Raw genomic sequence first — 9,937 nt, forward strand, 5'->3', positions numbered from 1 at the left:
CGGTCCGGCCGGGAGGGAGAATGACGCCGGGCGCGGCGGCGTGCAAGCCGGGCGGTCAGACGATGGCGAAGGCGCGCACCGGGAAGGTGCCGAACGCCTTCACCTTCACCGGGACGGCGAAGAAGCGGAAGCCCGCGTCCGGCACCTGCTCCAGCCCGCGCAGGTGCTCGCAGACCGGGATCTCGGCGCCGAGCAGCACGCTGTGCACGGGGCGCGCGGGGTCGTCGGTGCTGTCGATGTTGAGCGAGTCGATCCCCACCAGCCGCGCGCCCGCGTCGCGCAGGTGCTCGGCGGCCGCGCGGGTGAGGAAGGGGTGCCCGTCGAAGTACGCGTCCGTCCCCCAGTGCGCCGCGTGGCCGGTGTGCACCAGCACCGCCTTCCCCGCCACGTCCACCCCGTCGAAGGCGCCGCGGTCGATCGCGCGCCCGGTGCGCCCCGTGGCCCGCACCACCACCGCGTCCAGGTCCGCCAGCGACTCCAGCGGCAGCTCCGAGAGGTCCTTGCCGCCCTCGTAGCGGTGGAACGGGCTGTCCACGTAGGTGCCCGTGTTGGCGATCATGTCGATGCGGCCGATGTGGAACTCGGTCCCCTCGGCGTAGACCGCGCGCGACGCCTCGCGGCTCAGGTAGTCGCAGACGACCGGCGCGGGATAGCCCTTGAGCGTCACCATCCCGTGCTCGACCGTGTGGCTCAGGTCAATCAGCTTCCTCTCGCGCATGGCGAAAGGTTATCGCGCGCCGGACGTCGAAACGCAAGTGGGTGCGCCGGCTTCACGCGAGCGCACCCCTGGCTATGACTGCTCGTTTGATGAAGGTCCTGACTCTGCAATCCGAAGAGATTCACGGAGTTCGGCTATTACCTGCTCGTGCGGGATCCCTTTCCTTCGCGGGACCTCGCGACGTCCGGCTTGCGCTACACAGGTCAGGTCGGAACACGATACGCCCGGAGCTGGCGCAGCAGCTTGCGCGGATCCCGGCGAGTGTGCCACACGATCAGCACCACGATTTCAGTGGGATCGATGTGATAGACCACACGGACATTCTCAAAGACGACCTCTCGAAGCCGCGGGTTGTCGATACCGGCAACCGCGCGCCCGCTCTCGGGGAAGTCGCCGAGCCGCAGGACAGTATCGAACAGCTCCTGGGTCCAGTGAATCGAGGCGAGCGGCCGGTCGCGGGCAATGTACCTGGCCGCCGCCTCCGCGTGGTTGAGCGCCCGCTCGGACCAGCGGACGTTCACCCGCCGAGCCGCGAGAGCAGGTATGCCCGCGCCTCTTCATGAGAAACCGTTTTGCCCTCCGCCACCTCAAGCTGGGCCTGGTTGAGCTCCGTCAGGAACTCGATCTGGTCCAGCAGGTCCTCGTACTCCTCCACACCCAGCACCACGCTCCCAGCACGGGCCGGGGCGGCCGCGGCCACCGGCGCCTCGCGTACGATTCCCGGCGCGCGCTCCGGCGTGTCGGCGTCGTAGCGAGCCTCGCGCTGCACGGCCGCAGACGCGAAAGAGACCGCCGCGGCGACGGCTTCTTCCGTCAACTCGGGATGCCTCCGGAGCACCGCTTCGATGCCCGGCCCGCCCGCCAGCTCCCGCAGGATCTCCGCGACGGTGACTCCGGTGCCGGCGACCACCGCCTCCCCCGTTTCCGCATCCCGCACGATCGCGACGCGCTCCATGACACCCCTCCCGGAATGGTGGAATCGACCCGCTCGCGGAAAGGTAAGGCGTGCCCGCGGCGCCGTCACCGGCTGACCGCGTAATCGGCAGAAAGCGGCCAGCGGACGAACACCGAGCGCGCCAGACGGGCCAGCCCGGAAACAGATCGCCCGCCTGTCCCCTGGAGCCTGGACAGGCGGGCGGAAACAGCATCCGGGTGGGGCGAGGAAAAAGTCGCGCTATCGAGCCATCCCGGCTGACGCCAGCGCGGCGTGCACGGCTTCCCGGGTGAGCCGCGGGTGCGCCTGGAGCACCTGGTCGATGCTCTCCCCGGCGGCGAGCTTCTCCAGGATCGACTCGACTGTGATCCGCGTCCCCGCGACCACCGGCTTCCCCATCATCACCGCCGGATCGGAAACGATCAGCCTGTGCATCTTCCCCCTCGCTGGAGATGGTCCTCTCACAAGATAGCCCACCGCGAGCTACAGCGGGATGTTGCCGTGCTTCTTCGGGGGGTTGGAGTCGCGCTTGTTGCGCAGCATGCCCAGCGCGCTGATCACCCGCGCGCGCGTCTCGCGGGGATCGATCACGTCGTCCACGTAGCCGCGCGCCGCCGCCTCGAACGGGTTGGCGAAGCGCTCCTCGTAGTCGCGCTGCTTCGCCGCCGCTACCGCGCCCGGGTCCTCCGCCTGGCCGATCTCGCGGCGGTAGAGGATCTCCACCGCGCCCTTGGCCCCCATCACCGCGATCTCGGCGGTGGGCCAGGCGTAGTTCACGTCGCCGCGGATGTGCTTCGACGACATCACGTCGTACGCCCCGCCGTACGCCTTGCGGGTGATCACCGTCACCTTGGGCACGGTGGCCTCGCAGAAGGCGTAGAGCAGCTTGGCCCCGTGGCGGATGATGCCGCCGTGCTCCTGCGCCACGCCGGGGAGGAAGCCGGGGACGTCCTCGAAGGTGAGCAGCGGCACGTTGAAGGCGTCGCAGAAGCGGACGAAGCGCGCCGCCTTCACGCTGGCGTCGATGTCCAGCACCCCCGCCAGCACCGCCGGCTGGTTGGCCACGATCCCCACCGAGTGCCCGCCCACGTGCGCGAAGCCGCAGAGGATGTTCCCCGCGTAGTCGGCGTGCACCTCGTAGAACTCGCCCTCGTCCACCACGCGCCGGATGACGTCGTGCATGTCGTACGGCTTGTTGGGGTTGTCGGGGACGATCTCCAGCAGCTCCTCGTCGGCCCGGTCGAAGGGGTCCTCGGTGGGCTTGAAGGGCGGGTCCTCGGCGTTGTTCTGGGGGATGAACTCGAAGAGCTGCCGGATCCGGTGCAGGCACTCCACCTCGGACTTCGCCGCGAAGTGCGCCACCCCCGACTTCGCGGCGTGCGTGGCGGCGCCGCCCAGCTCCTCCATGGTGACGTCCTCGTGCGTCACCGTCTTCACCACGTTGGGGCCGGTCACGAACATGTAGCTCGTCCCCTGCACCATGTAGATGAAGTCGGTGATGGCGGGCGAGTACACCGCGCCGCCCGCGCACGGGCCCAGGATGGCGCTCACCTGCGGCACCACCCCCGAGGCCAGCGTGTTGCGCAGGAAGATGTCGGCGTAGCCGCCGAGCGACACCACGCCCTCCTGGATGCGCGCGCCGCCCGAGTCGTTCAGCCCGATCACCGGCGCCCCGTTCTTGAGCGCCAGGTCCATGACCTTGACGATCTTCTCCGCGTGCGCCTCGGAGAGCGAGCCGCCGAAGACGGTGAAGTCCTGCGAGAAGACGTAGACCAGCCGGCCGTGGATGGCGCCGTAGCCGGTGACCACCCCGTCGCCCAGGTACTTCTCGTTCTCCAGCCCGAACCCGGTGGCGCGGTGCACCACGAAGCGGTCCATCTCCACGAACGAGCCCTCGTCCAGCAGCACGTCCAGCCGCTCGCGCGCGGTCAGCTTGCCGCGCTCGTGCTGCTGCTGGATGCGCTTGGCACCCCCGCCCAGCTCCGCCTTGCGGCGCAGCTCCTCCAGTTGCTCCAGCTTCTCCCGCATCGACATCGCGTGCCGCCCGTGCTCTGTACGTGAAAAACCTCGGAAAGGGCGGCAATCTACCACTCGCGCGGGTGCGCGCAACGACACGGCGGGCGGGACCGGATGATCCGGTTCCGCCCGTCCAGTCACGCCACCAGGATCACGCCCGTCAGCAGCCGTTCGGGACGGGCGCGGGCCGGATGATCCGGCCCCCGCCTGGTCCTCGGGTCAGCCGCTGGTGTCGCTCGTCAGCAGGAGCGCGAGACGGAGAACCACGCGGTGTTCCCGTTGCTGTCGGTCACGTTGCCGTAGTTGCTCAGCGTTCCGTGATAACTGCCGGAGTACTTGTAGCAGGTGACGTACGCCTTGCTGACTCCGCCCTGGTCGTAGTATTCCCCCCCGTAGGCCCAGGTGAAGCTGTATCCGGTGCCGCTGCCGCCCGTGGCCGTGGCGATGCAGTTGTACGTGGTGGATGGATAGTAGGAGTAGGGCTCGCAGTTGACGGAAACGCTGAGCGGCGTACCCGGCGGGGGCTGGTTGCCCGGGACCAGTGAGCTCAGCAGGAGGTTGGGCGAGCCGGTACCGATGCCTGTAAGCTTGTTGGTGAAGGCCGCGCTGATGATGGCGGAGTTCACCGTGGCCGGCGTGGCGGTGGTGTTGTTCTGCAGATACAGCGCGGCCACGCCCGCCACGTGCGGCGTGGCCATCGACGTCCCGTCGATCGTGTTCGTCGCGGTGGTGCTGGTGTACCAGGCCGAGGTGATCCCCACACCCGGGGCGAACAGGTCCAGGCAGGTGCCGATGTTGGAGAAGTCGGCCCGCGCGTCGCTGGAATTCGTCGCGCCCACCGTCAACGCCGTGCTCACCCGCGCGGGCGAGATGTTGCAGGCGTCGTAGGCGTAGTCGTTCCCAGCTGCGACGGCGTACGTCACCCCCGCCGCGATGGAATTGGCGACGGCCTGATCTGCCGCCGAGTTGACGCCTCCGCGGAGCGACATGTTCGCAACCGCCGGCTTCACATGGTTCTGCGTCACCCAATCCACGCCCGCGATGATGTTGCTCCACAAACCGTCGCCGACGCAGTCGAGCACGCGTACCGAGATCACCGTGGCGCCCTTGGCCACGCCGTAGGTGCTCCCTGCCGCGGTGCCCGCCACGTGGGTGCCGTGCCCATAGCAGTCTTCGCCGTTGCCGCCGAACACGTCGTACCCGGCGGCGGCGCGTCCCCCGAACTCCACGTGATCGTACCGGATCCCGGTATCCAGCACGTAGATGCGCACGCCGGAGCCGGTCGCGTTGTAGTTGTAGGTGCCGTTCAGCGGCAGGTCGGACTGGTCGATGCGGTCCAGCCCCCACGGGGGGTTGTTCTGCGTGGCGCTCGCCCTGGCGATCCCGTCCTGCTCCACGTACGCCACCTGAGGATTCCGCCGCACGGCCTCGACGGCCGCCGGCGACAGGGTGGCGGCGAAGCCGCGGAGCGCGCTCGTGTAGGTGTGATGGAGCCTGCCGCCATTCGCCGCCACCAGCCGCGCCGCGAGCCCCGCCGCGTCCCGCGTGTCGTCGCGAAAGACGACGATGTAGCGGTCGCGGATTCCCTGTCCCGGCGCCGCGGCAAGCAGCGGCGCCGAGGACTCGAGTCTCGCCCCCTCCCGTGGAACCGGGGTGATGGGTTCGTCGCCGCAGCCTGCCGCAACGGTCCCAGTTACCACCAGGGCCACTAGCGTAGAGAAAACAGAAATCTTCATGGGGGTGCCTCCTGCCTGTGGGGAATCAGATGAATCGGCCATGTATATTAGATAAATCGTCTTAAAACATAAGTACAGGGGTACGTGAGCTGCGGCAGAGGCCGGGATCACCCCGCCTCATCACCACACGGAAGGTCCCCTATCGAATGTGCAAGGTTGCCCTGCGACATGAAGAAGGGCGCGGAGCCTCGCGGCCCCGCGCCCTCACTGCTGATCTTCCGGGGAAGACCGGCTTACGACTGCTGCTCCTCCTCGGGAGCGGCCTCGGAAGCCGGGGCCTCCTCCGGCGCCGCCTCGGCGGCCGGAGCCTCCTCGGGGGTGACGTCGTCGGCCAGCGCGGCCTCGGGAGCCGCCTCCGCCGCCGGCGCGGCAGCGGCCTCCGCGGCCGGAGCCTCGTCGGCCTCGGCCACCGGGGTCTCCGGCACCGCGGCGGGCGCCTCGGGCTCGGTCGCCGCTTCAGCCGTCGCCTCGGGCTCGGACGCCGCCGGCTTCGGGGTGGGCACCTCGCCCTCGAACTTGGGCACCCGCGTCACCTCCAGGACGATCCGGCGGTTGCCGGCGTCCACCTCGGTCACGCGCATCTCCAGGTCGTCGCCCTCGCCGAACACGTCGGCCGGGTTCTGCAGGCCGGTGACGCCCAGCTGCGACACGGGGACGAAGCCCTCCACGTCGTCGCCCAGGTCCACCGCCACGCCCTTGTCCTGCAGGCGCGTGATCTTCCCGCTGATCTCCTGCCCCGCGTGGAACTGCGTGGCCAGGTGGTCCCACGGGTCGTCCTGGGTCTGCTTCAGCCCCAGCGAGATGCGCTTGTTCTCGGCGTCCACGCCCAGGATCACCACCTCGACGTCGTCGCCCTTCTTCACCACCTCGGACGGGTGCTGGATCCGCTTGGTCCAGCTCATGTCGGAGATGTGCACCAGGCCGTCGATCCCCGGCTCGATCTCCACGAAGGCGCCGAAGGAGGTCAGGTTGCGCACCTTCCCCGTCAGCCGCGTCCCCACCGGGTACTTCACCGGGAGCGCGTGCCAGGGGTCCTCCTCGATCTGCTTCATGCCGAGCGAGATCTTCTCGCCCTCGGGATCCACCTTCAGGATCACCGCCTCGATCTCGTCGCCCAGGGAGACGATCTTCGACGGGTGCCGGACGTTGCGCGTCCAGCTCATCTCGCTGATGTGCACCAGCCCCTCGACCCCCTTCTCCAGCTCCACGAAGGCGCCGTAGTTGGTGATCGAGACCACCCGGCCGCGCACGCGGGCGCCCACCGGGTACTTCTTCTCGACGTCCTTCCAGGGGTACTCCTGGAGCTGCTTGAGGCCCAGCGACAGGCGCTCGCGCTCCCAGTCGATGTCCAGGACCTTGACCTCGAGCTCGGCGCCGATGGACACCACCTCGGTCGGGTGGCCGACGCGGCCCCACGACATGTCGGTGATGTGCAGCAGGCCGTCCATCCCGCCCAGGTCGATGAAGGCGCCGAAGTCGGTGATGTTCTTGACCACGCCCTTGCGGACCTGGCCCACCTCGAGCTCCTTCTTCAGCTTCTCGCGCTTGATCTCGCGGTCGGCCTCCAGCAGCACGCGGCGGCTGACCACGATGTTGCGGCGGCGCTTGTTCAGCTTGATGATCTTGAACTCGTAGGTCTCGCCGATCAGGTCCTCGATGTTGGGGACCCGGCGCAGCGCGATCTGCGAGCCCGGCAGGAAGGCGTCGACCCCCATCAGGTCCACCGTCACGCCGCCCTTGATCTTGCGGGTGAGCGTGCCGCGCACCGGGGCGCCCGCCTCGTACGCCTCGCGGATCTTCTCCCACACGCGCAGGAAGTCCGCCTTCTTCTTGCTGAGGACGACCACGCCGTCCTCGTCCTCGAGGTTCTCGAGGAAGACCTCCACCTCGTCGCCGAGCTGCAGCGAGTCGGGGTCCTTGAACTCGTCGCGGGCGACGGCGCCCTCGCTCTTGAAGCCGAGGTCGAGGATCACCGCCTTGTCGGTGACGCGCAGCACGCGCGCCTTGACGATCTCCCCCTCCTCGATGTTGGTGAGGGTGTCGTCGTACATCTCCAGCATCGCCTCGTACTCCTCGGCGGAGTACTCCTCGTCGTCCCAGAGGTCGGCGCGGATGTTCATCGCGCGCGCCCGCTCGGCGATCTGCTGGTCGGTGAGGCTCGGCCGCTCGGCCACGGCGGCGCCGCCCCGGTTCTCGGTTTCGGGGGAAAAGTCCTCGGTGTGGTCAGCCATGGGTCTCCTGAACGTCCCGCCGGAGGGTGGCCCGTGGGCGCGCTGCCGCGACGGTCGGTGAGAGGGTGGACGGAAATGGGCGTAAGCCCGGGAAAACGTAACAAGTTATGGGTTTTCTTCGCCCGGGTCAACCCCACCCGGCCAGTGCGAAGTCCTGAGTGCGAAGTGCGAAGTGCGAACGGCTCGACCGGGACCCCGGCGCCTGGCACCTGCCTCAGCCGCCGCGCTCGCGGGCCAGGCGGACGATGCGCTCCACCTGCTCCTCGAAGGAGAGCGCCGTGGTGTCGACCACCACCGCGTCGTCGGCGCAGCGCAGCGGGGCCGCCTGGCGCGTGGAGTCGACCTCGTCGCGCCCGGTGAGCCGCGCGGCCTCGGCGCGGACGTCCTCCTCTCCGGGCTCCGCGTGCCCCTGCTCCAGGAGGCGGCGGCGGGCGCGCTCGGCGGGATCGGCCACCAGGAACGCCTTGAGCTCCGCGTCGGGGAACACCACGGTGCCGATGTCGCGGCCGTCGGCCACCAGCCCGCCGCGCGCGCCGGCCTCGCGCAGCGCGTCCAGCAGCCACTCGCGCACGGCGGGGACGGCGGCCATGCGCGAGACGTGCGCGTTCACCTCGGGCGAGCGGATGCCGGCCGTGACGTCCTCGCCGGCCACGAAGAGCGTGTAGCCGCGCGCGCCGGGGCGCCCGTGCACGTCCAGCCGGTCCAGCTCCTCGTGCGACAGGCTCTCCCAGCGCTCGGGCGGGATGCCGGCCCGGAGCGCCGCCAGGGTGAGGGCGCGGTAGAAGGCGCCCGAGTCCAGGTGCCGGTAGCCGAGCCGCTCGGCCACGGCCCGCGCGGTGGAGCTCTTCCCCGACCCCGCCGGCCCGTCGAGCGCGATGATGATCCCGTCCGGGTGCTTGGATGTTGGCATCTGCGAAAGAGTTGGATCGTCGACCCCGAGTGCGAGAGTGCGAGAGTGCGAGAGTGCGAGAGTGATCGAATCGCGGTTACTTTCGCACTTTCGCACTCAGCACTTTCGCACTGCCGTTCGGGCATGTCCCTCCGCTGCGCTCCGGGCCGGGCTGCGCTCCGGGCGCGCATCCCTCATGCAACCTCGTTGCGCGCAGCGCCGATGGGTTTTCCCCTCTCCCGCAGTCTGGGAGAGGGGAGCGCGGCCCCTGGTCGTGAGGAACGAACGACCGGGCCGCGCGGGGGAGAGGGCCCCCGGCGGCGCAGCCGCCCCTACGGGTTCCGCCCCGCGACGCGCCCCAGCAGCTCCCAGAAGCCGGGGAAGCTCACCGCGGCGCACGCGCGGTCGTCCACCTCGATCTCGTTCCCCGGCAGCGCCCCCAGCACGCCGAAGGCCATGGCGATGCGGTGGTCGCCGTGCGTGACCACCCGGCCCCGCAGCGGGCGGTCGCTCCCGCGCACCACCAGCCCGTCCTCCAGCTCCTCGGCCTCCGCGCCGATCGCCCGCAGCGCCGCCACCAGCGCGGCGATGCGGTCGCTCTCCTTCACGCGCAGCTCGCCCGCGCCGGTGACGCGCGTCTCCCCGTCCGCCCGGGCCGCCAGCGCCGCCAGGACCGGCACCTCGTCGATCGCCGCGGGGATCTCCCCGGGCTGCACGTCGACGCCGGCCAGCCGCGCCGGGCGCACCACCAGGTCGGCCACCGGCTCGCCGCCCTCCACGCGCTCGTCCACGCGCTCCACCCGCGCCCCCATCCGCTCCACGATCGCCAGGAAGCCCACGCGGGTCGGGTTCACGCAGACGCGGCGGATGCGTAGCTCGCCCCCGTCCGCCAGCAGCGCGAGGGCGACGAGGAACGCGGCGGACGAGGGGTCGCCGGGGACGTCCAGGTCGAGCGGCGGCAGCGGCTCGGCCCACGCCTCCAGCAACGCGCGCACCCCCTCCGGCGTCCGCTCGCTCCGCACGGGCGCGCCCAGCGCCGCCAGCATCCGCTCCGTGTGGTCGCGCGAGAGCACCGGCTCGGTGACGGAGACGGGGACGCCGCCCCCCAGCCCCGCCAGCAGCACCGCGCTCTTCACCTGCGCGCTGGCCTTCGGCGAGGCGAAGTCGAGCGGGCGGAGCGACCCGCCGGTGACCTCGATCGGGAGGCGGCCGGGCTCGCCGGCCTCGCGGAAGCGCGCGCCCATCGCCGCCAGCGGCCCGGTGACGCGCCGCATCGGCCGGCCGCGCAGCGAGGCGTCGCCCGTGAGCGTGGCGGCGAACGGGCGCGAGGCCAGCCAGCCCAGCATGAGCCGCGCGGTCGTCCCGCTGTTGCCGCAGTCGAGCGCGTCCGCGGGCGCGCGCCACGCCGCGAGC

General features: G+C 70.4%; 9 protein-coding genes. All 9 read right to left on the bottom strand.

Annotation, left to right across the window (positions count from 1 at the left end; translation table 11 throughout):
* Positions 1-55 precede the first annotated feature (55 nt).
* Positions 56-718, bottom strand: coding sequence for a cyclase family protein (locus tag VF746_26865; GenBank protein HEX8696067.1), 663 nt, complete (start codon positions 716-718; stop codon positions 56-58).
* Between the two features lie 203 nt (positions 719-921).
* Positions 922-1,239 carry a type II toxin-antitoxin system RelE/ParE family toxin gene (locus VF746_26870; GenBank protein HEX8696068.1) on the bottom strand — a complete coding sequence of 106 codons (318 nt, stop codon included), beginning with the start codon at positions 1,237-1,239 and terminating at the stop codon, positions 922-924.
* Positions 1,236-1,673, bottom strand: coding sequence for a DUF433 domain-containing protein (locus VF746_26875; GenBank protein HEX8696069.1), 438 nt, complete (start codon positions 1,671-1,673; stop codon positions 1,236-1,238). The genes VF746_26870 and VF746_26875 overlap by 4 nt, the downstream gene beginning before the upstream one ends.
* A 219-nt stretch (positions 1,674-1,892) precedes the next feature.
* Positions 1,893-2,087: a DUF433 domain-containing protein gene (locus tag VF746_26880; GenBank protein ID HEX8696070.1), complete on the bottom strand. Its 195-nt coding sequence runs from the start codon at positions 2,085-2,087 to the stop codon at positions 1,893-1,895.
* Between the two features lie 48 nt (positions 2,088-2,135).
* The gene (locus VF746_26885; GenBank protein HEX8696071.1) at positions 2,136-3,680 is read right to left on the bottom strand and encodes an acyl-CoA carboxylase subunit beta; all 1,545 of its coding nucleotides are present in this window, start codon (positions 3,678-3,680) and stop codon (positions 2,136-2,138) included.
* A 227-nt stretch (positions 3,681-3,907) separates the two neighbouring features.
* On the bottom strand, positions 3,908-5,404 hold the full coding sequence (locus tag VF746_26890; protein ID HEX8696072.1) for a S8 family peptidase: 1,497 nt from the start codon (positions 5,402-5,404) through the stop codon (positions 3,908-3,910).
* A gap of 233 nt (positions 5,405-5,637) precedes the next feature.
* The gene (locus VF746_26895) at positions 5,638-7,635 is read right to left on the bottom strand and encodes a 30S ribosomal protein S1 (GenBank protein HEX8696073.1); all 1,998 of its coding nucleotides are present in this window, start codon (positions 7,633-7,635) and stop codon (positions 5,638-5,640) included.
* A 214-nt stretch (positions 7,636-7,849) separates the two neighbouring features.
* Entirely contained in the window at positions 7,850-8,545 is a 696-nt protein-coding gene (cmk, locus tag VF746_26900) for a (d)CMP kinase (GenBank protein ID HEX8696074.1), read from the bottom strand.
* Between the two features lie 311 nt (positions 8,546-8,856).
* On the bottom strand, positions 8,857-9,937 hold a 1,081-nt coding region (gene aroA, locus VF746_26905), incomplete at its 5' end, for a 3-phosphoshikimate 1-carboxyvinyltransferase (protein ID HEX8696075.1).

The organism is Longimicrobium sp., from assembly GCA_036389795.1.
Taxonomy (GTDB): Bacteria; Gemmatimonadota; Gemmatimonadetes; order Longimicrobiales; family Longimicrobiaceae; genus Longimicrobium.

Excerpts from the sequence above, each read along its gene's own strand:
- VF746_26865 (HEX8696067.1), bottom strand. The coding sequence starts at position 718 with ATGCGCGAGAGGAAGCTGATTGACCTGAGCCACACGGTCGAGCACGGG.
- VF746_26875 (HEX8696069.1), bottom strand. The coding sequence starts at position 1,673 with ATGGAGCGCGTCGCGATCGTGCGGGATGCGGAAACGGGGGAGGCGGTG.
- cmk (HEX8696074.1), bottom strand. The coding sequence starts at position 8,545 with ATGCCAACATCCAAGCACCCGGACGGGATCATCATCGCGCTCGACGGG.
- VF746_26895 (HEX8696073.1), bottom strand. The coding sequence starts at position 7,635 with ATGGCTGACCACACCGAGGACTTTTCCCCCGAAACCGAGAACCGGGGC.
- VF746_26885 (HEX8696071.1), bottom strand. The coding sequence starts at position 3,680 with ATGCGGGAGAAGCTGGAGCAACTGGAGGAGCTGCGCCGCAAGGCGGAG.
- VF746_26880 (HEX8696070.1), bottom strand. The coding sequence starts at position 2,087 with ATGCACAGGCTGATCGTTTCCGATCCGGCGGTGATGATGGGGAAGCCG.
- VF746_26890 (HEX8696072.1), bottom strand. The coding sequence starts at position 5,404 with ATGAAGATTTCTGTTTTCTCTACGCTAGTGGCCCTGGTGGTAACTGGG.